This window comes from Pusillibacter faecalis, from assembly GCF_018408705.1.
GTDB lineage: Bacteria > Bacillota > Clostridia > Oscillospirales > Oscillospiraceae > Oscillibacter > Oscillibacter faecalis.
In genome coordinates, this window is record NZ_AP023420.1 from 851,237 (window position 1) to 875,569 (window position 24,333).

23 protein-coding genes are annotated in these 24,333 nt (G+C 52.4%); 8 read left to right on the top strand and 15 right to left on the bottom strand.

Going from position 1 to position 24,333, the window contains the following annotated elements:
• Window positions 1–13: 13 nt before the first annotated feature.
• The 4 genes from KJS55_RS04430 to KJS55_RS04445 are packed head-to-tail and all read left to right on the top strand — an operon-like array spanning window position 14 to window position 4,851.
• Window positions 14–1,045, top strand: a complete 1,032-nt coding sequence (locus KJS55_RS04430) for a galactose ABC transporter substrate-binding protein (RefSeq protein WP_213542775.1) — start codon at window positions 14–16, stop codon at window positions 1,043–1,045.
• 13 nt (window positions 1,046–1,058) lie between these two features.
• The gene (locus KJS55_RS04435) at window positions 1,059–2,339 is read left to right on the top strand and encodes a galactokinase (protein WP_213542776.1); all 1,281 of its coding nucleotides are present in this window, start codon (window positions 1,059–1,061) and stop codon (window positions 2,337–2,339) included.
• Entirely contained in the window at window positions 2,332–3,819 is a 1,488-nt protein-coding gene (gene galT, locus KJS55_RS04440) for a UDP-glucose--hexose-1-phosphate uridylyltransferase (RefSeq protein WP_187028195.1), read from the top strand. Before KJS55_RS04435 ends, galT begins: the two co-directional genes overlap by 8 nt.
• A 12-nt stretch (window positions 3,820–3,831) precedes the next feature.
• Window positions 3,832–4,851 carry an aldose epimerase family protein gene (locus KJS55_RS04445; RefSeq protein WP_213542777.1) on the top strand — a complete coding sequence of 340 codons (1,020 nt, stop codon included), beginning with the start codon at window positions 3,832–3,834 and terminating at the stop codon, window positions 4,849–4,851.
• 335 nt (window positions 4,852–5,186) lie between these two features.
• Here KJS55_RS04445 and KJS55_RS04450 read toward each other — a convergent pair whose 3' ends face one another.
• From KJS55_RS04450 to KJS55_RS04475, 6 genes are all read right to left on the bottom strand, one after another.
• Window positions 5,187–5,618, bottom strand: a complete 432-nt coding sequence (locus KJS55_RS04450; RefSeq protein WP_187028193.1) for a flavodoxin — start codon at window positions 5,616–5,618, stop codon at window positions 5,187–5,189.
• Window positions 5,619–6,218: 600 nt separating this feature from the next.
• Window positions 6,219–6,572: a metal-dependent transcriptional regulator gene (locus tag KJS55_RS04455; RefSeq protein WP_213542778.1), complete on the bottom strand. Its 354-nt coding sequence runs from the start codon at window positions 6,570–6,572 to the stop codon at window positions 6,219–6,221.
• 75 nt (window positions 6,573–6,647) lie between these two features.
• A complete protein-coding gene (locus tag KJS55_RS04460; protein ID WP_187028191.1) occupies window positions 6,648–6,794 on the bottom strand; it encodes a FeoB-associated Cys-rich membrane protein in 147 nt (48 codons plus the stop codon).
• A 10-nt stretch (window positions 6,795–6,804) separates the two neighbouring features.
• Window positions 6,805–9,009, bottom strand: a complete 2,205-nt coding sequence (feoB, locus tag KJS55_RS04465) for a ferrous iron transport protein B (protein ID WP_187028190.1) — start codon at window positions 9,007–9,009, stop codon at window positions 6,805–6,807.
• Window positions 9,010–9,105: 96 nt separating this feature from the next.
• Window positions 9,106–9,327 (bottom strand): FeoA family protein, encoded by a 222-nt coding sequence (locus KJS55_RS04470; protein ID WP_187028189.1) that lies wholly within the window; start codon window positions 9,325–9,327, stop codon window positions 9,106–9,108.
• A gap of 17 nt (window positions 9,328–9,344) precedes the next feature.
• Window positions 9,345–9,557 carry a FeoA family protein gene (locus KJS55_RS04475; protein WP_187028188.1) on the bottom strand — a complete coding sequence of 71 codons (213 nt, stop codon included), beginning with the start codon at window positions 9,555–9,557 and terminating at the stop codon, window positions 9,345–9,347.
• A gap of 199 nt (window positions 9,558–9,756) precedes the next feature.
• Here KJS55_RS04475 and KJS55_RS04480 point away from each other — a divergent pair, with 199 nt between their 5' ends.
• On the top strand, window positions 9,757–10,143 hold the full coding sequence (locus KJS55_RS04480; protein ID WP_187028187.1) for a metal-dependent transcriptional regulator: 387 nt from the start codon (window positions 9,757–9,759) through the stop codon (window positions 10,141–10,143).
• A gap of 101 nt (window positions 10,144–10,244) precedes the next feature.
• Window positions 10,245–10,757, top strand: coding sequence for a ferritin (locus tag KJS55_RS04485; RefSeq protein ID WP_213542779.1), 513 nt, complete (start codon window positions 10,245–10,247; stop codon window positions 10,755–10,757).
• Window positions 10,758–11,147: 390 nt separating this feature from the next.
• Here KJS55_RS04485 and KJS55_RS04490 read toward each other — a convergent pair whose 3' ends face one another.
• The 7 genes from KJS55_RS04490 to KJS55_RS04520 all read right to left on the bottom strand — a co-directional run bounded on the left by KJS55_RS04490 (window position 11,148) and on the right by KJS55_RS04520 (window position 17,823).
• Complete coding sequence (locus KJS55_RS04490) at window positions 11,148–12,839, bottom strand: recombinase family protein (protein ID WP_213542780.1); 1,692 nt, start codon at window positions 12,837–12,839, stop codon at window positions 11,148–11,150.
• A gap of 48 nt (window positions 12,840–12,887) precedes the next feature.
• Entirely contained in the window at window positions 12,888–13,940 is a 1,053-nt protein-coding gene (locus KJS55_RS04495; protein WP_213542781.1) for a virulence RhuM family protein, read from the bottom strand.
• Window positions 13,941–14,039: 99 nt separating this feature from the next.
• The gene (locus KJS55_RS04500; RefSeq protein ID WP_228300454.1) at window positions 14,040–14,225 is read right to left on the bottom strand and encodes a hypothetical protein; all 186 of its coding nucleotides are present in this window, start codon (window positions 14,223–14,225) and stop codon (window positions 14,040–14,042) included.
• Complete coding sequence (mobV, locus tag KJS55_RS04505) at window positions 14,215–15,195, bottom strand: MobV family relaxase (protein WP_213542782.1); 981 nt, start codon at window positions 15,193–15,195, stop codon at window positions 14,215–14,217. The genes KJS55_RS04500 and mobV overlap by 11 nt, the downstream gene beginning before the upstream one ends.
• 2 nt (window positions 15,196–15,197) lie before the next feature.
• Window positions 15,198–15,416 (bottom strand): phosphoribosylglycinamide formyltransferase, encoded by a 219-nt coding sequence (locus KJS55_RS04510; protein WP_076780299.1) that lies wholly within the window; start codon window positions 15,414–15,416, stop codon window positions 15,198–15,200.
• Window positions 15,417–15,854: 438 nt separating this feature from the next.
• Complete coding sequence (locus KJS55_RS04515; RefSeq protein WP_213542784.1) at window positions 15,855–17,228, bottom strand: DNA primase family protein; 1,374 nt, start codon at window positions 17,226–17,228, stop codon at window positions 15,855–15,857.
• Window positions 17,203–17,823: a CHC2 zinc finger domain-containing protein gene (locus tag KJS55_RS04520; RefSeq protein ID WP_213542785.1), complete on the bottom strand. Its 621-nt coding sequence runs from the start codon at window positions 17,821–17,823 to the stop codon at window positions 17,203–17,205. Before KJS55_RS04520 ends, KJS55_RS04515 begins: the two co-directional genes overlap by 26 nt.
• A 376-nt stretch (window positions 17,824–18,199) precedes the next feature.
• On the opposite strand from KJS55_RS04520, the gene KJS55_RS17275 reads away from it, so the two are divergent.
• Together KJS55_RS17275 and KJS55_RS04530 are read left to right on the top strand one after the other, a co-directional pair.
• The gene (locus KJS55_RS17275; protein WP_228300455.1) at window positions 18,200–18,679 is read left to right on the top strand and encodes a hypothetical protein; all 480 of its coding nucleotides are present in this window, start codon (window positions 18,200–18,202) and stop codon (window positions 18,677–18,679) included.
• Window positions 18,660–19,343, top strand: a complete 684-nt coding sequence (locus KJS55_RS04530; protein ID WP_213542786.1) for a sigma-70 family RNA polymerase sigma factor — start codon at window positions 18,660–18,662, stop codon at window positions 19,341–19,343. Before KJS55_RS17275 ends, KJS55_RS04530 begins: the two co-directional genes overlap by 20 nt.
• A gap of 416 nt (window positions 19,344–19,759) precedes the next feature.
• Here KJS55_RS04530 and KJS55_RS04535 read toward each other — a convergent pair whose 3' ends face one another.
• Window positions 19,760–23,137 carry a DEAD/DEAH box helicase family protein gene (locus KJS55_RS04535; protein ID WP_213542787.1) on the bottom strand — a complete coding sequence of 1,126 codons (3,378 nt, stop codon included), beginning with the start codon at window positions 23,135–23,137 and terminating at the stop codon, window positions 19,760–19,762.
• Window positions 23,138–23,149: 12 nt separating this feature from the next.
• A complete protein-coding gene (locus KJS55_RS04540) occupies window positions 23,150–24,325 on the bottom strand; it encodes an HAD family hydrolase (RefSeq protein WP_213542788.1) in 1,176 nt (391 codons plus the stop codon).
• Between the last annotated feature and the right edge of the window lie 8 nt (window positions 24,326–24,333).

Here is a 24,333-nt window from a genome sequence, read left to right on the forward strand (position 1 = left end):
GAAAGGAGGTCCCATGAAACTGCGATTCTCTTTGTTCTCCTTTTTCGTCCTGCTGGCAGGACTCACTGCCTGCGGCGCTCAGCAGACGCCGTCCACCATCCGGGTGGGTGTCGCGCTCTATCAGCAAAATGACACCTTCATCTCCACCGTAGCCCAGAACCTGCAGCAATTTGCTCTGGAGGAGGAGGAAACCCACAACATCAAGATCAATCTTAGTATCGTCGATGGCCGCAGCAGCCAGTCCGTTCAAAATGAGCAGGTGGACCGCTTTCTGGATCAGGACTACGATGTGCTCTGCGTCAACATGGTGGACCGGACCGCAGCCGCCGTGATCATTGACAAGGCCCAAGCTGTTGGCGTTCCTGTCATTTTCTTTAATCGGGAGCCAGTTCTGGAGGATCTGCGCCGCTGGAAGTACGCCTATTATGTGGGCCTCCCGGCTGAGGACGCCGGCTATTTGCAGGGCGGGATCGTTCTGGACGCCTGGGAACAGGGCGGCGTGGACCGCAACGGCGACGGGATTTTACAATACGTCATGCTGGAAGGCGAAGCCAGCCATCAGGACACGCTTCTGCGAACCGAATACAGCATCCGAACCCTGACAGATGCCGGCGTTCCCACAGAGAAGCTGGCCAACGACACCGCTGACTGGCAGCGCGGCCAGGCTAGCATCCGGATGCACCAGTGGTTATCGGAATTCGGCAGTGCCATAGAGGTGGTCTTTGCCAACAATGATGACATGGCCCTAGGCGCCATTGACGCCTGCCTGGAAATGGGCATGACGGACCTTCCCTTGATTGTGGGTGTGGACGCGACGCCCCCGGCACTAGAGGCCCTGGCCGCTGGTACATTGGCCGGTACTGTCCAGAATGACGCCGCTGGTCAGGCGGCGGGCATTCTCTCTCTGATCACCGCACTGGTAGAGGGACAAAACCCGTCTGAAACTTTGGATTTGACAGACGGCACCTATCTATGGCTTCATTACACAGCCGTCACGCGGGAAAACCTGGATGCCTTCCTGCCAGCCGATCTCACAACATCTTGAGGAGGAACCCCCCATGACAGATTTACACGCTTGCCTGATGCGGGGCCAGCTGGACGCGGCCCTCACTCGCCTGTATGGCAGTCCTGTCCGTGCGCGCTGTGCCGCGCTTTTGGAAGAATTTAAAACCGTCTTTGGCTGTAAGCCCAATGTGCTGTTCAGCGCCCCCGGCCGCACGGAGCTGGGTGGCAATCATACGGATCACCAACGCGGCTGTGTGCTGGCCGCAGCGGTGGATCTGGATATTCTGTCCGCAGCGGCTCCGAACTCCAGCGGACAAATCCGTGTCCAGTCCCAAGGCTATCCCCTCACCACTGTGGACCTGAGAGATCTAACGCCTAAGTCGGAGGAGGCCAACACCTCTGCCGCTCTGATTCGCGGTGTGGCCGCCCGGATGGCTGAGCTAGGCTGCCCACTGCAGGGTGCCGGGCTGGACGCCTGTATCACCTCCACGGTCCCTGGCGGCAGCGGACTCTCCTCCTCTGCCGCCTTTGAGGTGCTGATCGGAACCATGCTCAACGAGCTCTTCTTCGGCGGCAGATGCACCCCAGTAGAACTGGCCCAAATCGGGCAGTATGCGGAAAATGTCTTCTTTGGCAAGCCCTGCGGGCTGATGGACCAGACCGCCTCTTCCGTCGGCGGTGTGGTGGCCATTGACTTTGCGGATACGGCGCATCCCACAGTGGAACAAATCTCCCTGGACCTGACTGCGGCGGGCTACGGCCTTTGCATTCTGGACTCCGGTGCGGACCACGCGGATCTGACCGCCGAGTACGCTGCCATCACGGATGAACTGCGGGCAGTCTGCGGCTTTTTTGGCAAGGAAGTTCTGCGTGAGATTTCCGAGGAGGAATTTCTCTCCTACTTGCCCCAGGTCCGGGCTGCCGCGGGTGACAGAGCCGTTTTGCGTGCTTTCCATTTTTATGCGGAGAACCGCCGGGCTATGGAAGAGGCCCAGGCTCTGCGGAAAGGGGATTTTAACCGCTTTTTATCTCTGGTGCAGGAATCTGGGCGGTCCTCCGCCATGTACCTCCAAAATGTTGTTCCTACCGGTCAGACCGCCCATCAGGAGCTGATGGTAACTCTGGCCCTTTGCGAGCGCATTCTGCAGGGCCGGGGAGCTGTCCGGGTACATGGCGGCGGCTTTGCCGGCACCGCTCAGGCCTTTGTCCCTCTGGACATCCTGGCTGAATTCCAGGAAAAAACCGAGGCCGTGCTGGGCACAGGGAGCTGCCACGTGGTGACGATCCGCCCCGTTGGCAGCATCCAGATTCAGCAGGAGGGATTCTATGATTGATACATATATTGCGGCCCTGGCGGATTACGCCGTCTCAAAAAAGTTGATCGAACCGCTGGATCGGACCTGGGCGATTAACCGTCTGCTGCCGCCTTTAGGCCTCTCCGCCTATGAGGAGCCGGCGGCGGTGCCGAATCTCTCCCTGGAGGAAATCCTGACGGCACTGACTCAATACGCCGTGGAACAAGGGCTGGCGGCAAGCGATGTCACCAGCCGAGACCTCTTTGACACGGAGCTGATGGGACGGCTGACGCCCCGTCCCTCCCAGGTATACAGGACCTTTTCAGAGCAGTATACCGTCTCCCCCAAGGCCGCCACGGACTGGTACTACCGCTTCAGCCAGGACACGGACTATATCCGCCGCTACCGCATCGCAAAGGACCAGAAGTGGGTCTCCCCTACACCCTACGGCGATCTGGACATCACCATCAATCTCTCGAAGCCGGAGAAGGACCCCCGTGCTATCGCCGCCGCCAAGACGGCGCCTCAGAGCGGCTATCCCAAGTGCCAGCTCTGCCGGGAGAACGAGGGGTACGCCGGGCGGCTCAACCACCCCGCCCGTCAGAACCACCGCGTCATTCCCATCATGATCGATGGGCAGGAGTGGTTTTTCCAGTACTCCCCCTATGTCTACTACAACGAGCACTGCATTGTCTTCAATGGCGTCCACGTGCCTATGAAAATCGACCGCTCCACCTTCCGCAAGCAGCTGGACTTTGTCAAACAGTTCCCCCACTACTTCGTGGGTTCCAACGCGGACCTTCCCATCGTGGGGGGGTCCATCCTCAGCCATGACCACTTCCAGGGCGGGTGCTATACTTTCGCCATGGAGCGGGCTCCGGTGGAGACACCCGTCTCTTTCCCTGGCTTTGACGACGTAGAGTCCGGAATTGTCAAGTGGCCCATGTCCGTTCTCCGTCTGCGCTGTGCCGATGATGCCCGCCTAGTGGACTTGGCGGATCGCATCCTGCTCTCCTGGCGGGGCTACACGGACGAAGACGCCTTCATCCTGGCGGAGACCGGCGGCGAACCCCACAACACCATCACCCCTATCGCCCGCGTGCGGGAGGGGCGTTTTGAACTGGATTTAGTTCTGCGCAACAATCTCACAACGCCTGAGTACCCGCTAGGTGTTTACCACCCCCACCAAGAGCTGCACCACATCAAAAAGGAGAACATCGGCCTCATTGAGGTGATGGGCCTTGCAGTGCTGCCGGCTCGCCTCAAGGATGAGCTGGCGGAGCTGGGGGAGGTCCTAGCCGCCAATGGCAATCCCCGAGAGCATACGGCCCTGGAAAAGCACGCTGATTGGGCCGAGGAGCTGCGGACCCGCTATACCTTCACGGCGAACAATGCTGGGGATATTTTGCAGCAGGAGGTGGGCGCCGTCTTTGCTCAAGTTCTGGAGCACGCCGGCGTCTATAAACGCACGCCGGAGGGCCAGGCGGCATTTTTGCGGTTTGTGGACAGCGTCCGCTGAGGGGAGGTCTCCATGATGTATCGAATCATACCCTTTGGTCATCATCATGAGCAGGAGGTTCCGCTGATCGTCCTCTTCAACGAGCAGCTTTCCGTGGAGCTACTTCCCTTCGGCGCAGCGGTCCGAGCGCTGTGGGTGCCGGATCGGACCGGCGAGCAGGTTGACGTGGTCCTGGGCTACGATGACCTTGTGAGCTATGAAACCCTGGACGCCTGTCTGGGGGGCACCATCGGCCGGTGTGCCAACCGGATCGGCGGCGCCTGCTTCCGCTTGAGCGGTAAGGAGTTCCGCTTGAGCGCCAACGAGGGGGGCAATCATCTCCACGGCGGGCTGACGGGCTTCCATCAAAAGCTCTGGCGCTACGCCTGCTCTGAAAGCGGCGTGACCTTCTTCCTGGAGTCCCCGGACGGGGAGGAGGGTTATCCCGGCACGCTACGGGCGGAGGTCGCATACAGCCTGGAGGGCGGTGCGCTGGTCATCGACTACCAGGCTGTCTCTGACCGAGACACGTTGGTGAATCTCACCAACCACGCCTATTTCAACCTGGCGGGGCACGATGGCGGGCCGGTTTCGGACCACAAGCTGACCCTGCGCGCCGACTGCTACACCCCCACAGGGGACGGAAACATCCCCACCGGAGAGATCGCCCCGGTAGATAGCACCCCCTTGGACCTGCGCCAAGGCGCCGTCTTGGGCCAGCGGCTGGACGATCCCTGGCTCCGCGCCAGCCAGGGGTATGATCACAACCTGGTCCTCTCCGGAGAGGAAGGCCCGGCAGCGGTAATGTACTGTCCCCGCACTGGCATCCGGATGGAACTGGAAACCTCTTTGGAGGGCTTACAGCTCTATACCGCCGGTTTTTTGTCGGAGCGGCAGGGTAAGGGGGGTGTGCTCTACGGTCCACGGCACGCCGTCTGTCTAGAGACCCAGCACTTTCCTGACGCCATCCACCATCCAGAGTTTCCATCCCCTGTTCTGCAGGCGGGAGAGGTCTACCGCCAACGGACTGTTTATCGATTTTCCCGCTGCTGATCATCTGTGAAGCCGCCGGTCTTTTTTGTGAAGCCTGCATGAATTCTCACTACGCACCAAGCATCTTTGCGCAAGGCAGAAGAGGGCTGGTCTCTCTGCGGAGAGGCCAGCCCTCTTCTTGAAAAAAGTCTACAGTAATGTGGTTCCACTGCAGCTCCAAAGCGGCAGCTTGTCCCATCTCCTCTGCTGTCCATCACCTCTCAGCCATCCTAGAGAGCACGGAAGCAGACTCACCAAAAGGCAAACAGGAGTAGGCCCCGCACAGCAGAGCCGTGCGGGGCCATTGAGGGGAAAAAAGGAGATAAGTGTTAATCAAGAGAGAGTGTGTAAAAATTTTACCAGGCAGCCAGCTTTCGACCCAGTTCCCGGCAAGCTTCTTGGGCTGCATCGTCAGGCGTTTCGTGTGCCATAAGGCCTTCTGCATCATAGAGGTTTGCACCGGCGTCGTCGCAGCGGGCACACCAATCGCGCATCCACTGGCCGTCACCCCAGCCGTAAGAACCAAAGAGAGCGATCTTCTTGCCGCTTAACGTCCCTGTCAAGCCCTCAAACATCGGCTCTACTTCCTCTTCTTCCAGCTGTTCAGCACCCATGGCTGGACAACCAAAGGCCACCACGCCGAACTCCCGCCACCGGGCGTCTGAAAATTCTGTGGGATTAAGCAGTTCCACTTCTGCGCCGGCTGCCTTCACGCCTTCCGCAATGCACTCGGCCATGATTTTTGTATTGCCGGTGCCGCTCCAATAAACGATTGCTACTTTGTTCATCACATCATTCCTTCCAGCCTGTCTGAATTGCCATCCGAACAGGAGCCCTTTGTCAAGTCCCTGTCTGAACTGGCTGAAGCGTTTTGACGCTTAAACCTGCAGGTAGATCAACCCCCATGGCCTGGCGTCTCCCTGTTCCAGTTCTCCAAAGTAAACCGCCTGCCCGCGCCGCCGAAAGCCTCTTTTCTATATAGCTCTCAACTGTTCACTTTGGTTGCGCCCCTTAAGTTAGTATTAGCTAACCATCGGTTTTTAAAATTGCGAGCCGTTTTATTGCCCGCAGTAGTTAGTATTAACTAACTACATGCATAATATACCATAACTCCTATATCTTGTCAACCCCTTTTTTGAATTTTTCAAGATTCTTTTTTGTTTGCAAAAAACCATCTGAGTCTCTTCACTTCTCCAGACACAGCAAGGAGGCAGCCCTATACCGAAGCAGCCGTTATATCTGTGCCCAGCTTATACAGAAAACTCCTCTCAAACAGTCTCGAAACGCTTCCTATTCTTTGCGCGGCATGCAGCGCGGACAAGGGCGGCATATCACGCATTCACTTTCTTTGAGAAGGCCTTTTCCGGAGCCCCCATCGGTCGGACTTTCTATTTCGCACTGGTGGCATGCTCCGGAAGCGCCGCTGCCAGGAGATAGGCCGTGTCTGCCAGTTCCTCTTCGCTCAGGGACAATCCCATCTTGGGAATCAGCTCCCGCAGCCGTTCCATTCTTCCCTGATAATCACGGGCGGCCAGGACGCCGGCATCTGTCAAAAAAACCTTGCCATACCGCTCCCGAACCAGCAGTCCCCTTTCCATGAGCAGCCCCATCATCCGTGTGACAGATGGTTTCGATACAGCCAGGACCTTGGACACATCCCCGGCGCTCACTCCCGGAGTAGTCTGTGCCAGATCATAAATCGCCAGCAGATAGCGCAGATGTGTTTGCGTCAGCTCCATCATGATTCCTCCATTCCACAAGATAGAAAAGGGACGCAAGCAGCGGTCTTGCGCTCGCGTCCCCTTTCGACAGAATTTTTATTTGCTGCGGCAGCCCCCGCAGCTGCCGCAGTTGGAGCAGTCTCCACCGCAGCCTCCGCCATTCCTGTGGGAATTCCACAAAGAGCGGACGGCCAGAGTCACAGCGGCAACCAGCGCCAAAATGACAACAATATTTCCAAACATACTGCCCTCTTTACTTCGTCGCGGCGGCAGCCACAGATGTCAGGTGATGAATCTCACCCTCAGGCTGATAGCCCTTGCGGAACAGCAGATACAGCAGACCGGCCAGCGCGGCCACGGCAACCACTGTCCAGATGCTGAAGGAGGCAACGCCGGTGAGGATGCCGCCGATCTGATACACGATCATGGCGATCACATACGCAAAGCCGCACATGTAGCCGATAGCGCCCAGAGTCCACTTCCAGTTGTTCATCTCCCGCTTGATGGCGCCCATGGCGGCAAAGCAGGGCGCGCACAGCAGGTTGAAGATCATGAAGGAATAGGTGGTCAGAGCGTTGAAATCCGCAGCCACCAGGGCCCAGATGGGAGAGCTGTCCTCCATGAGGTCGATCTCACCCGCATAGTTATACAGCACACCGAAGGTGTTGACCACTTCCTCCTTTGCGATGAGGCCGGTGAAGGTGGCCACGGTTGCTTTCCATGCCATGTCGCCCATCCAGCCCAGTGGGTAGAAAATCCAGGCGATGCCGTTGCCGATGGCGGCCAACAGGGAGTGATTATTGTCCTCCACAGCCTGGAACACGCCGTCTACAAAGCCGTAGCTCTGGAGGAACCAGAGCACGATGGAGCTGATAAGCACCACAGTGCCCGCGCGCTTGATGAAGGCCCAGCCGCGGTCCCACATGGAGCGCAGGGCATTCATGATGGAGGGCGCGTGATAAGCCGGCAGCTCCATAACAAAGGGCGCGGGCTCACCGGCAAAGGCCTTGAACTTCTTGAGCATGATTCCGGAGACCACCACTGCGGCGATGCCGATGAAGAACGCGGAAACGGACACCCAGGCGGAGTTTCCAAACACGGCGCCCGCGAAGAGGCCAATGATAGGCAGCTTTGCGCCGCAGGGAATAAAGCCGGTGGTCATGATGGTCATCTTCCGGTCTCGATCCTGCTCAATGGTCCGGGAGGCGAGGATGCCGGGCACGCCGCAGCCGGTGGCCACCAGCAGGGGGATGAAGCTCTTGCCGGAGAGTCCAAAGCGGCGGAAAATCCGATCCATGACGAACGCAATACGGGCCATGTAGCCCACATCCTCCATGAGCGCCAACAGGAAGCAGAGCACCAGAATCTGGGGTACAAAGCCCAGCACCGCGCCCACACCGGCCACAATGCCGTCCTGAATCAGGCCGTAGAGCCAGCCCTCGGTAACGCCCAGGGCACCCAGGATGCTGTCAAACAGCCCCGGTACCCACTCACCGAAGAGCACGTCGTTGGCCCAGTCGGTACCCATGGTGCCGATAGAGAAGGGGTAGCCGCCCATGGCGATGGCGTACACTAGGAACATGACTCCCGCGAAAATCGGCAAGGCCAGAATCCGGTTGGTTACGATCCGGTCGATCTTGTCGGAGACAGAGAGACTGCCCTTGGGAGCCTTCTTCCTCACGGCTTTGGTGACAATGCTATTGATATATGTATAGCGCTGGTTGGTGATGATGGACTCGGCGTCGTCGTCCAGCTCTTTTTCGCAGTCAGCAATGTGTGCCTCCAGATGCTCCGCCAGGTCCTTATTCAGCTTCAGAGCCTCCAGGACCTTTTCATCCCGTTCAAAAACTTTGATGGCATACCAGCGCAGATACTGATCGTCTACCTTGCCCTGGATGGACTCCTCAATATGTGCAATGGCGTGCTCCACGCTTCCAGTAAATACATGGGGCAGTTCACCGGCCTGGTGGAGCTTTGCAAGAGAAACTGCCTTCTCCGCAGCAGCCATGCCGCCCTCGCCCTTCAGCGCCGACATTTCCACCACCACGCAGCTCAAGGCGTCTCCCAGCTTCTTCAGGTCGATCTGGTCTCCGTTCTTGCGCACCAAGTCGATCATATTGACTGCCACGACGACTGGCAGCCCCAGCTCGATCAACTGGGTGGTTAAGTACAAGTTCCGCTCAATATTGGTGCCGTCTACAATATTCAAGATGGCGTCTGGCTTTTCACCCACCAGATAATTCCGGGCCACCACCTCTTCCAGGGTATAGGGAGAGAGGGAATAGATGCCGGGTAGGTCCTGAATCACCACGTCCTTGTGGCCCTTCAGCTTCCCCTCCTTCTTTTCCACCGTGACGCCGGGCCAGTTGCCCACGTACTGATTGGAGCCAGTCAGCGCATTGAACAGCGTTGTTTTGCCGCAGTTTGGATTGCCGGCCAGTGCAATTTTCATGTCCATATCGTTCTCCTCTCCAAAGTTAGATATAGCTAACTTATATTGTTAAGAATTGGCGGTCTCTGCCGCCCTTTCTGCCAGTTTTCTAATCGGAATCCTTCAAACAACCTCAATCATTTCCGCGTCGCCCTTTCGGATAGACAACTCATACCCACGGACATTCAGCTCCATGGGGTCACCCAGGGGCGCCACCTTCCGGACGTAGATCTCCACCCCCTTAGTGATTCCCATGTCCATAATGCGGCGCTTCACAGGTCCCTCGCCATGGAGCTTGGATACAGTGACGCTCTCTCCAACCTTGGCATCTTTCAAAGTCTTCATGCAATTTCCTCCTCCATTCAAATCATGATCCGGTTTGCCATAGTTCGGTCCAGGGCCACCCGGCTGTCCTTCACCTGTAAGATCAGATTGCCTCCAAGTTCTGAAACGACAGTGACATCGCTTTCCACCACGAATCCCAGCTCCGCCAGATGTTGGCGAATTTGGTCTTTGCCAGTAATTTTTCGGATTGTCACAGTTTCGCCCACTTTAGCCATTGACAATGGCATCATGCAACCCCCTCCTTTAGAGAACGCCAGTCTCCTCCAGCCAACTTGATGAAAGCAGTAGTTAGATATCTCTAACCATTTGACAGCTAAAGTTTACAGCGTCTAACCGCACTTGTCAAGTCCCCCCGGTTAAATTTTCTTGCAATTCCAGCAGCTTTGTGTTAATCTCATGTCATTGTCATTGTAGCAAGGAGCTTTTTTTATGAATATTCACGAATCCGCAGAAGATTATCTGGAGGCAATTCTGATTCTGAAAGAACGACAGGGCCTGGTGCGCTCCATTGATATTGTGCGGGAAAAGAACTTTTCAAAGCCCAGTGTCAGTATTGCCATGAAGCGTCTGCGGGAAAACGGCTATATCGAGATGGATGCCGAGGGATATCTCTCACTGCTGCCCTCCGGTATGGAGATTGCCCAGCGGATTTATACACGCCACCGGCTGCTCTCCCAGTTTTTGCAGCATCTTGGCGTCAGTGAGGAAACCGCCGCTGCGGACGCCTGCAAAATCGAGCATGACATTAGCGTGGAATCCTTTGAAAAAATTGTTGCCTATGCAAAACAGGCAGGATTGATTGACGAGGCAGACTGACACTGTTTCGTGCAGCGCTTTTCCGGCTTGACATTCTGCTCTGGCATGCTATACTTTTAGCGAAAACCCGGCATAATTTTTCCAGTAATCAGGAGGTATCTATGATGGATCAGACTGTTTCCAAGCTGCTGAATGAGCAGATCAACAAGGAATTCTATTCCGCCTATCTCTACCTGGACATTGCCAATTTTTATGATGACAAGGGGCTGGACGGCTTTGCCAACTGGTATGAAATCCAGGCCAAGGAAGAGATGGATCACGCCATGCTCTTCTATCATTATCTGCACAACAATGATGAACCGGTCACTCTCTTGGCCATTGACAAGCCGGACAAGACCTTCTCTACCCTGATGGAACCTCTGGAGGCAGCCCTAGCCCACGAGAAATACGTCACTTCTCTGATCAACAACATCTATGCCGCCGCCCAGAAGGCGAACGACTTCCGCACGACTCAGTTCCTGGACTGGTTTATCAAGGAACAGGGCGAGGAGGAAAAAAACTCCAGTGATCAGATCACCAAAATGCGTCTCTATGGCGACGACGCCAGAAGCCTTTATATGCTCAACAGCGAGCTGCTCAGCCGCACCTATGCCGCCCCTTCCCTGACGCTATAACCAGATCTACAGGCGGGATATTCCCGCCTGCTTTTCTTCCTCGGTAGTTAGTTATAGCTAATCCTTGTTCCAGCCAAGAAAGAAGGCGTCTTACGATACAGACCACCGTTCAAATCTGAGGAATGCAGCGCAGTATGTGCGAGTCCCATATCATCAGCGCTGTCCGCCGCGCCTTCTGGGCCAAAAAGGCCTCACCTCCCACAGCAAGGGAATCACACTGGTTCTTTCCGAGGAGCAACTGGAACTGGTACAGCTGCGGGAAGCCATTAAGGCCACCGTCTATAGAGTCGGTAAGATCTCTCAGACCTTTATGGGAAAACGGGGCTGTTCTCCGGCTTTGAAAAATCAACGAAAGCAGGCTGAGAATGTGTGAGCCTGCTGATTTCCTGGTTAGGCTCCGTTATGGGGCCCCCGCACAAGGAGAAGCACCGTCTCAATTTGCTCTTCGTTGTCCAAACTGATACTCATATCTTCCTCGATGATCGGCAACCTAAATTTGATGGATTTGAGCCACTGGCCATTGGGCTGCCGTTCCGGGCAAATCTGAATTTCAGAGATCAACGCCTCGATCAACTGCCGCCGCTCCGCCTCATTCATCACGCCGTACAGTTTTTCGAAATAGATCAGCACTTTATAGATATTGTCGCCGGTCAGCTTTTCCGCTTCAATGGCCTGCTTTTTGGCTCTGGCCGCAATCAGCAGAGATTCGGTATCTTCAATCTTATCATACATCCTGTAAAGGCGGTCATCAAGGTCTGCCTTGCGCCGCACATAGTGCCGGTCGTCCGGGTCGAGAGCGTCAATTTCCTCTGCCAGCTTTGTTTTTACAGAATAGTGTTGACGAAGCTGCTTCTCATAGTTTGCAATCTCCTGGTCAATGGCGGCAGTATCCACCTTCATGTTGATCTTTTTCTGCATCATAGCAGCAAACTTCGGATTGCTCACCAGCTTTACAATGACCTCCGCCACGGCATCGTCCAGCAGTTCTTCCCGAATTTGCTTTTTGTAATCGCATTTATGCCCGCGTATCATGGTACGATGCTTGCATCCGTAATAATAAAAATCCTTGTACTTGGTGCCGTCCGCTTTGTGCTTGATGCTTTTGTTCCCATACATTCCGGCCCCGCAGACTGGGCACTTTACAATACCGGAAAGAAGATGTACGTGCTCGTCTTTCCCGCGGTTGACGTGCTCGTATCTCTTTGCCTGTGCCAGAAGTTTTACCTGCGCCGCCTGCCAAACTTCTTCCGAAACAATCGGTTCATGCACCCCATCAGCCAACAGGTAATTGTCCTGTTCCACCAACTTGTACTCATTTCTGGTGCCACGCACTTTTTCCATCTTGCGGCGGCCATAGGCAATCTTGCCGCAATACACAGGATTTTTCAGAATCAGCCGGATCAGGTGTGCATCAAATAGGGGATTTTTCCCATTCTGCCGGGGAATCTTGCGGATACCGTGGTTCTCCAGGTACTTTGCGATCCCGTTTGCTCCCATATCCGTATGCACATACTGGTCATAGATGACGCGAATTGCCTCTGCTTCTTCCTCGTTGATCATCAGTTTTCCATCCACCAGCTGATACCCATAGGGGGCAAAGCCGCCATTCCAGCGACCCTCTCTTGCCTTTTGGATGCGGCCCTCCATGGTTTGGACACGGATATTTTCGCGTTCAATCTCCGCCACGGCAGACAGAACGGAGATCATCAATTTGCCCGCATCTTTGGAAGAATCAATGCCATCCTCCACACACACCAGATTAACACCAAAATCCTGCATGACCTGAAGGGAAGAAAGCACATCCGCCGCATTTCTGCCAAACCGGGACAATTTGAACACCAGAACATAAGACACGCCGTCTTTGCCGGATTTGATGTCCTCCATCATCTGACTGAATTGCGCACGCCCTTCAATGGATTTGCCGGACTTTCCCGCATCCTCGTATTCACCGACGATCTCATAGTCATTGTAGTCGGCGTAGGCCTTCATTTTGGCCTTCTGCGCATCCAGTGAGTAGCCGTCCACCTGCATAGCGGTGGAGACTCTGGTATAGGTGTAAACTTTTATCTTCTCTTTCTGCATCTTAATCTTCCTCATGTGGCGCCAATCGAAAAACTGGATTGGCCATTTTTAACTTGGATCAGAAGTACCATCCTGCTTTTCCGTCTCTGTCTTAGCCGTTTTTACCAACTGTTTGATGGTCTTCAGATATTCTTCCTCCACAGGGGAAAGAGTTTGTGCCTGATAGCGTTTATATTCCGCTTTTGCTTTTTCCATCGCCTGTGCATGACTGATTTTCCCTGCATGGGTCAGCACTTCTTCACCGGTCGCCCGAAGAATATTGTCCAGCTGCTCCACATAATCGCTCATATACATGGGCCGGTGGCGGATGGCCTGCACCTCGGCAAAGTCAAAATAACCGGATACCATTTGATTCAGAACCCGAAGTTCTTCCTCCGTCAGATAATTCTTGGCAATCCCAATATCTTTTGCCGTGGGGAAATCGCCGGAAAAGGTGGTAAGCCCCATAAACGGCTTATCCGCATCGGCCCGCTCATAGATCACTTCTGCAGCCGTATGTCCGTGCGCCGCATAATGGAGCTTATTCTGCACCATTTTGAAAAACGCAACAGATTCCGCACTTCTGGGGTTATAGTCCACGCTGGTGGCGTACAAGTCCAACACCTGACGATACATGACTTTTTCCGAAGAACGAATGTCCCGAATCCGTTCCAGCAGTTCGCGCCAATAGTTGCCACCGCCCAAATTTTTTAGGCGCTCATCGTCCATCGTGAAGCCCTTGATCATATATTCTTTCAGGCGCTCCGTGGCCCACCGGCGAAACTGGGTGGCAATCAAGGATTTTACTCTGTACCCTAAAGAAATGATCATGTCCAGATTATAGAAAGGCAGCTCTCTGGATACTTGCCGGTTACCTTCCATTCGAACCTGTCGGAATTTCCGACAGGTTGAAGTCTCATCCAGTTCGCCTTCTTCATAGATGTGGCCGATATGCTCGACAATGTTGCTCCTGGACGTATGGAACAACTCCGCCATCTGCTGCTGCGTTAGCCAAACGGTTTCGTCCACAAACCGGCATTCTACCTTTGTGAGTCCATCTTCCGCCTGATAAATTACAATCTCACCCTGGCCCTGATCTGGTCTATTTTTGTCTTCCGCCATCTGTTCACGCTCCTATCCGATTACATTTTCTATGTTTCAAGAGAGCGAAGAAAATGGCCGTCGCTCTCTTGTTTGGACTCTTATATCACGTCTATTATATCATGCAGCGATTTTGCCTGCAACTGCTTCCGGCTTGAAAACAGATTCTTTTTTGCCTGCTGCCGCGCTGTCCTGATCCTCAAGCGGAACCGCCGGAGCAGGCAGGTTCTCAACATCCAACTCCGAAGCGTACTTCTCAATCAGATTGGCCAGCAGGTCTGCAAAACCGCTCCATTCATCGATCATAGGCAGTTTCCCTTTCTTTTTTATGCGGGTGTTTATAAAGTTCCAATACTTCTGGCGGTATCTGTTCCAAAATCGCCACGGCACTGTCATAGTCGCGCCGCAGCTTGAAGTCTTCGATTTGCTTCAACGCACTGACTTTCTGCGCCGATGCAAGAGATTCTTCCAGCTCGGCATTTTTCGTTTTCAGCTTTTTGTTTTCGGATGCTGTTTTCGTGAAGGCTACGCCATATTTCCGCAGCAGTGTATCCATCTTCTCCACGCTGGGAAGATAGGTGTCCAGAATTTTGCAGATTTCCTCCGCCCGGCTTTTGGCATTGAAAGGATTGATTCCGGTGAGCAACTGCCCCAGTTTTTCCTTCTGTTTGGTCAACCTGGTCATCTCCTTGAAGACGCGGGGCGGAATGTGGTCACGCCCGGTCTGGCTGGCACTCTCGCCGCTCTCCAAATCCGGGAACTTCTTGACCATGTGTTTCCAGAACTCATCCTGCCACCAGGTCAGCTTCTTCTTGTTGCCCAGAATATCTTTGGCGCTGAGCCTACCATCTTCCGTCAGCGGGACAAAACAAAGGTGCATATGGGGCGTTTTCTCGTCCATATGCACCACGGCGGATATAATTGTCTCTTTGGACTGATGCTGTTCCAGAAAGTGCAGAGCTTCCTCGAAAAACACCCGAATTTCCGCCCGTTTCTTTCCCTTAAAGAACTCCGGGCTGGCTGTGAACAGCGTCTCTATCATACGGATACTGTCCTTCCGGGTACGGCATCCGGCAGCGGCAATCTGCCGTTCCGATTCCGCCCGGTACTTGCCGGGCGGTTTGACCAGATGGAAGTTGTACTTGCTTCGGCTGGTGTCCACATCGGGATTGCTGGCGTATTTCTCCTTTGTGCGCTCGTTGTGGGCCTCAATATTACCGATCTCAGGCCCCTTGTGCTTTGCGAATCGCATAATCGCGTACTGTGCTTTCTCCATATTCAATCCCTCCGTTTCTGCCAGACCAGATCATAGCCCAGCACATCGGCCAGCTCCACGGCCTCCCGATACCGCAGCGACCCCCGCTGTAATTTCCCGGAAAGATTGGATACGCTGTCACTCCATCCATATTCGTCATGCAGAAGATCAACGACTTCCTGCATGGTGTAACCGGCGCGGATAATCTGCGCCTTGATTTCGTTTCGGATATTTGATTTCAAGGTAATCCTCCAAATTTTCTTGCCCATAAAAAGAACCGGCTGCGTTGGACAGCGTACCGGCTTCATGGGATGATAAAATTGTTATAGTTGCTGTTTTGCGATAGAAATGCTTCCCCGCGTATCGTTGGTCAATGGCGAAATATTCGACTTTGCGGAAATGCGGGGTTTTTCACCGCTCGGATTGTATTGCCACGAAACGGTGCAACCTATACGCCATTCCGTGAGCCGCTCTTTTGTGAACGGTGCGCGGATAACAGAGAAACATTTCGCTGTTTTGTGCTTGCTTCAAAATATGCCTATAAAATCACTGCGTTTCCTGTCCGTTTTGGTTGTCCCCCAAATGGGCACGACCACTTTATCCAGATAAATCGTCTCTACAATATATGAGGTAACAGAGTGAATCGCTGCGTACATACGTACCGGCGACCGGAGCAGGTATCAATCCCGCCAGTCTTCCGGTACGTACGTACACTGTGAAGCGTCCGTAAACTCGTTTATATGCGGCCTTGCCACTGCCTCAATGCCCATAAAGCCCCACACCCGGCGTCCTGCCGAATTAGTGATCGTGTTGCAGTGTTCCAGATTGTACTTGCCGCAGGCGGTCACCAACGCATCGCTGAAACTGCGGCGTTTGAGTGCAGTCAGACTGTTTTCCTCACACCACATCTGGTAAATGCCGTAACAATCCTTTGAACTGATGGATGCATCGGCTTTCAGACGGATATAGCCTTCGGATTCCAGAAAATCAAACACGTTATTGTTGTCCCGCTTGACGGCCTCCCGGTTCTCTCTGGTGCGCTGGCTCTCGGTGAACTTAAAGTTGTTGGCGACCAGCCGCTGCAATCCCGCAAAAGCCCAGAGAAAGATGCCCTCGATCTCCGCTTTCATCTTTTCAGCCAGGTCGGGGTCATCCACACGGTCAGCGGGTTTTTCTTTGGTGGTCAGCACCAGCTGCCGCCGGTAAAAGCCGTCACTGCGGTCAAAAAGGGCCTGCAAGTCGCCGTTGCTGAACGCCAGCAGCCGGGCGCACATCCAACCCTGATAGCTCTGTTTGCCCTTGCGTTCCAAATCCATCTTGCCCTGTGCGGTGACGATGGATTTGACGTAGTTGGTCTGCCGCAGGGCCTCCATCCGCATATCATCGTCAACGCACAGAAGAATGTGTTCCAGATCAGCGCGGGCGAACCGGTTCTCAGAAATTTTGCCGATACTGCCATCCTTCATGTTGCTGCCGAAGAGGGCAGACAGCACCGCGCCAATCTGGCTCTTACCCTCGCCGCCGCTGCCCTTAATGACCATCATCCGCTGGCCCTTGTTGCTAGGAATCAGACAATAGCCGATGAACTCCTGCAAGGTGGGGATGTCCTCCGGGTAGAGCAGCCCATCCAGAAAGGCCAGCCAACGGGTCGGCGTGAGCGCATTGGGATTGTAGGCCACCGGCAGTCGGCAGCGCACGATCTCCGGCTTACCTTCTGTAAAAGCACCATCCAGAAACAACGTGCCGTTTGCCAGATGGATGCGGTCAGTTTCCGGCGGAAAATCCTCTACCAGCGCCGCCAGCTTCATCAGCTCCACAATGTTGCTGATTTTTCGGGGGATGTTGCTGACCGCACAGCAGCGCAGTTCGTCAAAGATTTCGCTGCGTAGGGGCAGATCATTGGTCACGCGGCCATCGGGCGTGAAAAAAGCCCCGTTCGTGTAGATGATTTTGCGTCTGCTGAGAAAATCATCACAAAACAGGGCTTCATTGATACTCTTGCCATCAAACCAGACAGGCTGGTTGACCTCACGCGATTTCTCGTTCTTCGCCACGGTGCTGTCCCTCTTTTTCCAGACGTTTGAGCCGCTGCTCCAGCGCGGCGATAGTGCCGTCTTTCAGTAACATATCCACCACTTTCACACGCTGCTCCAGTTCTGCAAATATAAGCGCGTCCAACAAATGATTGACATACTCGACCATATGGCACGCCTCCACAAAGCGATCGTCTGGATTGTCCTCTGGCAACTGTGGAGCATACTCGATTTTCCAGCGTTCCAGCAGGTGCAGGTAGTCGCATAGTACCCGCTGACAGTACATCTCATCGTTGCGGAAGGCCTGCGCCAGCGGATAGGGCTTTTTCAAGGCCATCGCTGCCGGGGGCTTGTCCGGGTTGATGCCGAAGTCATAGGCCAGCTTCTTTGCGGTCTCGTAGCTGCTCAGACCGAACAGCCGCGCCACAAAGTCAATCACGTCCCCAGTGGCCCCGCAACCAAAGCAGTAGAAATAATCCCGGTTCAGCTTCATGCTGGGATGCCGGTCATCGTGGAAGGGGCAGCAGATCATGTCGCCCCGGTTGACCTTGCGACCGTAGTGCTCGGCGGCCTGCTTCACAGTGACAGCAGATTTTACAGTTTCAAACAGATTCATAGGCTTTGTCCTCCATTATTTATTGACGGTATCTGCCCGTCTGCCTGAATATACGGGGAAAAAGCCTATAGACCGAAAAATCCGCTAAAAGTGCAAGAAACGAAAAAACGCCGCCCTGAAATCTTGCAAAAATGCAAGACCTCAGAGCGGCGAGACCGATAAGATCAGCACAGAACATTTGCTCCGCATCGCAAAAGTATTTGAAGTCTCCACAGATTTCCTGCTGGGGGAAGTCAACACGCCTGACCGGACAAATTTTGATATTGAAGAACTGGGCCTGTCGGTGCAGGCTGCGCGGAACCTGTACACAGGAAAAGCCAATGCCGAGATCGTTAACCGCCTTTTAGAAAGTCCGCGTTTTGCAGAAGTCACCTACATGATTGAGCAATATTTTGACGATACGTTGGCCGCCGGTTTCGCCGGACAGAACCAGATGCTTACCACCCTCAGCGCCATGCTGCGCCGGAATGTGAAAACGGATGCCGCAGTGCAGGCGGCCAGAGCTGTCAACCGGCAGAAAGTCCCTGTATATCAGGCAGACCTGACGATGATACAGAACACGTTTATGGCGGCGCTGCGGGAAGTGAAGAAAGAGATTGGTAACGATTTTACGGCGGCACAGTCCTTGACCAGGGACATCACCCAGCAGATGTTCACCGAACTCACCAAAGGGGCGGATGTTCATACTCCGACCATCACGCCGGAAATGATTTCCGCCGCCGTCACCCAGAGCGCGGCAGGAATGGACGGCGTGCAAAAGGAAGCGTTGGACAAGTTTGGTCAGGCGCTGACGGAATTTCTCCAATCCACCTTAGACCACGCGCAGGAGAAACAAAATGCCGACCCGGAGCAATGAGCAGCTGTGCAGGCTGGCGCAGGCAGGGGATACGGCTGCCCGTGATATTCTGCTGGAAAACAATCTGGGATTCATCCGAAAAATAGCGTTGGAGCAATACCGGAGCATGGGGCTGGATGAAAATGATATTGGAATTGATTTAGAAGATTTGGTGCAGGAGGGAAGTATCGGCCTGCTGAACGCAATTCCTTTGTTTGATGCGGGACGGGGCATGAAATTTCTGACCTATTCGGCACCAGCAATCCGCAATGCCATGACAGACTGCATCCGCGCAGCTCTCGCTCAGTTTGAGCAACGGATGGTAGATAAGAAAGACGGCCCCGGCTTCCAGAGAGTATATCTGGATGACATTCTATCCGATGATGAACGAATGCTGCGGATCGAAGCCATAGCTGACCCCCATTCTCGAACGCCGGAGCAAATTTACATCCAAAAAGAACAGCTGACGGAACTGTATGCGGCGCTGGACAAGCTGACTGCCAGAGAGCAGACTTATCTGCTGTACCGCTATGGGTTTACCGATGGAATCGAGCACCCGCTGATCGGTGCGGCGCTCCATTTCCACCTCAGTGAGAGCCGGACAAAGAAGGTGGAGGGTGAGGCGATGGACAGCCTGCGCGGGAAGCTGCCGGGTGGTTCTGATACGATGGTAAGCAGCGGCTGACGTGGACTTTGATATACCTTTGTTCCGCAGGTGACACGGCACAGGCAGTGCTTGCCCGCACCGCCTGCCATCCTTTTTCTGTCGCTTATGCTGCACCGCAAGGGGCAACCTTTCCCGCCAGAACACCGCAACTGTAGCCACACGTTCGGGGGCGTGCTACACTTCCGGCTACCATCTGCTCCACAAAGGTATAACACACTAGACTTTCCGAGGGAAAGTCGTGTGCCAACAGGGATGCTGCTCGCCCCTATTGGAAACCCAGAGCCAAAGGAGCTATGCCCCTCTGGACACCCCTTTATGTTCGTGCGGAGGCCATCTATCCCATCTGGGACTGTTGGATTTTTCCTGCCCGAAAATGAAACCGTCACACAGATTTAACAGCTTATTTGACCTCAAATCTGTGTGCTGTTTCACTGTTATGATGCTACTATCTGAACCGCATTCTCACGAATCTGATTTATAGTTGCTATCAATGCGGTTCTAGTCTTTGCATCAAACAGCTTAATAAAGCTAACAGGTTTGTCAAATGGCGGCTTTGTAAGTTCTGAAACATTTTCCATATACCCGTTCAGCTCTATGTGATTGATGATTTTCTTCACAAAAGCAATCTGCTTCTGATTTAAAGATTGGTCGTTGATAAAAGCCGAAAAAGCCTGCATGGCTGCCTCGTGATTCAACTTGGCGATTTTACGAACCAGCAGACCAAATGGCGTGTCTCCAAATTCGCGCTTGTAATCTTCTTTGCTTCCAAGCTCACTTGTCAGCACTCGTTCTAGCTCCTGATAATCGCCCGCAGCCAACGGAATATTATGGGTCAGCTTGTAAATAGCCAGCGTATTTCCGTGCTCATTGACATAGCGGTTTACTTTGGCACGGTAGTCTTCAAAGTCATACGCTGTATCCAGCTGAACCCCTTCTTGGCTATCTATAATTGGATCAGTAAGTTTGGTAATAATACGTTTTTGCCCTCCGTCATCTTCGTCCAAAAAACGAATCAAACCACGAAGCTCTTTCCGAACCTTTTCAAACAGCAGAATATCATTAGCGTCCCAAAAGACATCGGTATGGATTTCCTGTAGAAGCGGCAGCTTTTCCTTAATCTGCGGAATATTCGCCTTGCGCTCCAGCAGCGAAGCTGTGTCACACAACTGCTTTTTGGCATACTTGAAAGCAGGCATCTGTTCAATATGTGCCAATATCAGCCCGTACATAAAGTTATCAAAACGCTTGGCGAATTCATCCGTTTCTTCCGATTGGACAAGCGGTGCAATCTGTGTCAGTAACTCGCCTTTGTCACTCTCACCGATAGAAAGAAAGGCGTCCTGCTTTTTATATTTCTCCACATACTGCATCCGTAGTTTTACGGAAATCAACTCTGGGTTCAGCGCTGTAACTTGCTTATGGCAGGTTTCGATAAGTTCGTTTCGCCATAACTGATAGTTTTCTCCTGCAAAGGTGCTTTCTTGTAAAGCCATAGCAATTTTAATCTGCTTGCCGAAAATATTCTCCGACAATGTCTTTGTTTCCCTGGCTTCATATCCTTCCTTGTGTTCCCGGAAATATTCAAAATTGCCGCAGTAATCGAAAATCAAGAAGCGCCGTTTATCCGTATATACTCCATCAATCTGATCTACGCAGGACAATCCCTTGCACAAACGGGTGCCACGGCCAATCATCTGCCAAAACTTTGCTTTGGAACGCACCTTCTTGAAGAACACCAGATTGACGCATTCCGGCACATCAATACCTGTGTCCATCATATCCACGGACACAGCAATATGCGGCTCCTTTTCTGGCTGTTTGAAATCATCTATGATGGTCTGAGCATAACTATCGTCACAAATCACGCGCTGGGCAAAGGAACCGTGATACTGAGGGTAGAGTTTGTTAAACCGCTCCAGAATGAATTCGGCGTGGCGCTTATTCTGTGCAAAAATAATGGTTTTACCCAGCCGGTCCCCGCCTGCAACCTTGATGCCCCGCTCCATCAAATCCTGTAAAACCATGTCAACCGTTTTCTCGTTAAATACAAATTTGTTCAGAGCTGCGGACGGGATAAAATCCGGCATCATGCCATCTTCAATGAAGTCATCTTCGTAACGCTCTTTGTCTTCGTCAGACAGGTCATCGTAGGTAATGCCTTCATCCAAAAACTTTGTTTTGACCTCATAATTATAGTATGGTACCAACACATGGTCTTGGTAGACCGCTGTTTCATAATCGTAGGCGTACGTAGGAACACCATGTTCCATTTCAAAGAAATCGTAGGTGTTCCGATCTACATCCGTTTTCGGCGTAGCGGTAAGGCCAACCATCAAAGCATCAAAATATTCAAAAATTGCCCTGTACTTTTTGAAAATACTCCGGTGGCTTTCATCAATAATAATCAGGTCAAAATGCGCCGGAGTAAACAACTGGCGCCCATCTTTGGATTTCGTATCATCGATAGCATTCAAAATCGTTGGGTAAGTGGAAAACACAATCCGGGCGTTCCGGTCATCCTTGTTGGAACACAGATTGCACAGAGACATATCCGGCAAATACTGCTTAAAATCATCTTTTGCCTGTTTTACCAGGGCAGTGCGGTCAGCTAGAAAAAGAACATTCGTAATCCACTTACCACGGCTGAGCACATCGGTCAAGCTGGAGGCCGTCCTTGTTTTTCCCGTACCAGTTGCCATTACCAGAAGATGCTTACGAAATCCTTGTTCGATCTGATCGCAAACAGCCCGTATGGCTTCTTTTTGGTAGTAGCGATCTGTGATTTTATCATCGATGGGAATACTCATCAATTCTTGCCGTTCAGCTCGACGGTTCATCAGCTTTTGTAAGTCTTCCTTGCTGAACACACCACTGACCTTGCGCTGGGGGCCGGACTGGTCGTCCCAGTAATAAGTTTCAAAACCGTTCGTAGTGAACATCATCGGTCGGCGGCCAAATTTCCGTTCCAGGCAATCTGCGTATAGAACTGCCTGCTTCCGCCCAATGTTAGGGTCTTTGCTAGTGCGTTTGGCCTCAATCACCGCCAGCGGAAGGCCATCCTTGCCAAACAGCACATAGTCGCAGTAGCCCATCTGGCCCACCACACCGGCCATACCCTGTACAGGATATTCCTCCTGTACATCTGCATCGATACCGTCGAATTTCCACCCCATGAACTTCAAATCTACGTCAATATAAATTTTCCGCGTCTGGAACTCAGACAAATCTTCCGGCTGGAAAGATCGCTCCTGCTGATGCTTCTCTTTCTCAGCAGTATATTGGGCTGACATCTGCTCAATTTGTTTGCGCAGCGCCTCAATCTCTGCTTCTTTTTCATCCAGCAGGCTTTCCTGCTCTTTGATTTTCCGAGAATCTACCGCTATTTTTTCGGTAGGGATCAGACTTTCGTCAAAGACACGCTCCTGATAATCAGAACCGTAACAATAATCGATCCACTGGACAAACTCGAACAATCCTTTCAAGGATGCAAGGGCATCACTGGGCTGCACACTCCGCTCTGTATGTACTGCCAGATTACCCAGCTTGATGATGAAAGGCAGCTTACTCCAGGTATTGGAATCCACGGCGAAACGGAAGGACGGTTCATGGATAAGGGATTGTAGGTTGTCCTTGTAGGGCATCTTCATGGTCTTATCTGCCGCATAGACCCACTTAACCGCCAGCTCCAGCGCCTTTCGGCAGCCAACAGCGCACATGGCAGGAGCAGAGGCATAAATTTTTTCGGCTTCCGCGCAGGCAGGGGCAAACAGGGCGTATTCAGTTTGTTGTGAAAGAAAAGAAAAGTTCATCATAAACAGGTTTCCTTAATCATCACTTTCTAAGATATCCTTAACCTCTTGCGCATTTGATGTCATGGTTTTCATACTTTTTAATAATTTCCTGTAAAAAGTTTCCACATCTAAATCGCGCAGAATATAGCGTACTTGACTATTGTCGAGGGCAATTTGGAATAGAATTTCTTTTTCTTCATAAGACCAATCATCAATTTCCTGCAACTCGCTGATAAGGGAATGCGTAGTTGCAAAACTGCCACTATTTTCTAAGGAAATGAGCAAATCGGTTCTTTTCCGCTCTTCTTCATTACTTTCTTTGTCTGCTTTGATTCGTTCTATTTTATACTTATAGTGCAGTGTTTCCAGAGCCTCATTCGCAGCAGTTCGATTGATAATGGCCTTTACCAAAAGGTCTAATTCAGTTCCTTCTCTGTAATCGGCTGGTGCAAAATATTTAATTCTTCCATCTCGCATCATTTTATATACTTTTGTCTTGTCCTTGCTTTCTGCGTTATAGACGCCAATAGAATGCCCGCCGTATGAGGTGACAAGTTTCATGCACGGAATATCGGTATCACTATCGCCGATATAAACTATATTACGAAATGGTACTCTCATTTCTTCGGGAGAAAAGGATTCATTGACAGCGGAATCATTAATGTCCAGTACACCTTTTTCAATTCGGAACAAGAATTGTGTTTTATTGGTGTAATTTACCACTTGAGCAGGCCATACTGCTACGCCCTTTTCATTATAATAAAATGAACTGGCATAAATTTTTTCAAATGCTCCAGCTTTTGCAACGGCAGTCCCTTCAATCATTTCTTTTAAGCCAGAAGAAATGATGTAGTGTTCCACGATAACTCCTTGGCTTTTTCCGTATTCCCGAATGCGTTCAAACCATTGCTCAACTCCGGGAAACAGTTGAACAGAGGCACCATATTCAGCTAATTTCTCTTTTGTAAATAAGACTTTTCCCTCGGATTCCTGTTTCATCGTGTACATATAGGCAAGGTTTTGGTCCATTTCATTATCGGAGGCGAGAGAATTCGACTTTTTCCAGAAGTCAGGAACGTCATAGCCAACGGATTGGATATACCCCTGTGCCTGCATATCATCTGGAGATAAGGTTTTGTCGAAGTCATAACATATTGCAACAACAGGGTTAGTTTCTTTGTGCTTGCGCTCGTATTCTTTATCCGGCATGAAAAATC

Coding starts and splice junctions, on each gene's coding strand:
- KJS55_RS04430 (WP_213542775.1), top strand. CDS start 14: ATGAAACTGCGATTCTCTTTGTTCTCCTTTTTCGTCCTGCTGGCAGGA.
- KJS55_RS04435 (WP_213542776.1), top strand. CDS start 1,059: ATGACAGATTTACACGCTTGCCTGATGCGGGGCCAGCTGGACGCGGCC.
- galT (WP_187028195.1), top strand. CDS start 2,332: ATGATTGATACATATATTGCGGCCCTGGCGGATTACGCCGTCTCAAAA.
- KJS55_RS04445 (WP_213542777.1), top strand. CDS start 3,832: ATGATGTATCGAATCATACCCTTTGGTCATCATCATGAGCAGGAGGTT.
- KJS55_RS04450 (WP_187028193.1), bottom strand. CDS start 5,618: ATGAACAAAGTAGCAATCGTTTATTGGAGCGGCACCGGCAATACAAAA.
- KJS55_RS04455 (WP_213542778.1), bottom strand. CDS start 6,572: ATGATGGAGCTGACGCAAACACATCTGCGCTATCTGCTGGCGATTTAT.
- KJS55_RS04460 (WP_187028191.1), bottom strand. CDS start 6,794: ATGTTTGGAAATATTGTTGTCATTTTGGCGCTGGTTGCCGCTGTGACT.
- feoB (WP_187028190.1), bottom strand. CDS start 9,009: ATGGACATGAAAATTGCACTGGCCGGCAATCCAAACTGCGGCAAAACA.
- KJS55_RS04470 (WP_187028189.1), bottom strand. CDS start 9,327: ATGAAGACTTTGAAAGATGCCAAGGTTGGAGAGAGCGTCACTGTATCC.
- KJS55_RS04475 (WP_187028188.1), bottom strand. CDS start 9,557: ATGATGCCATTGTCAATGGCTAAAGTGGGCGAAACTGTGACAATCCGA.
- KJS55_RS04480 (WP_187028187.1), top strand. CDS start 9,757: ATGAATATTCACGAATCCGCAGAAGATTATCTGGAGGCAATTCTGATT.
- KJS55_RS04485 (WP_213542779.1), top strand. CDS start 10,245: ATGATGGATCAGACTGTTTCCAAGCTGCTGAATGAGCAGATCAACAAG.
- KJS55_RS04490 (WP_213542780.1), bottom strand. CDS start 12,839: ATGCAGAAAGAGAAGATAAAAGTTTACACCTATACCAGAGTCTCCACC.
- KJS55_RS04495 (WP_213542781.1), bottom strand. CDS start 13,940: ATGGCGGAAGACAAAAATAGACCAGATCAGGGCCAGGGTGAGATTGTA.
- KJS55_RS04500 (WP_228300454.1), bottom strand. CDS start 14,225: ATGATCGATGAATGGAGCGGTTTTGCAGACCTGCTGGCCAATCTGATT.
- mobV (WP_213542782.1), bottom strand. CDS start 15,195: ATGGAGAAAGCACAGTACGCGATTATGCGATTCGCAAAGCACAAGGGG.
- KJS55_RS04520 (WP_213542785.1), bottom strand. CDS start 17,823: ATGAATCTGTTTGAAACTGTAAAATCTGCTGTCACTGTGAAGCAGGCC.
- KJS55_RS17275 (WP_228300455.1), top strand. CDS start 18,200: ATGATTGAGCAATATTTTGACGATACGTTGGCCGCCGGTTTCGCCGGA.
- KJS55_RS04530 (WP_213542786.1), top strand. CDS start 18,660: ATGCCGACCCGGAGCAATGAGCAGCTGTGCAGGCTGGCGCAGGCAGGG.
- KJS55_RS04535 (WP_213542787.1), bottom strand. CDS start 23,137: ATGATGAACTTTTCTTTTCTTTCACAACAAACTGAATACGCCCTGTTT.
- KJS55_RS04540 (WP_213542788.1), bottom strand. CDS start 24,325: ATGCCGGATAAAGAATACGAGCGCAAGCACAAAGAAACTAACCCTGTT.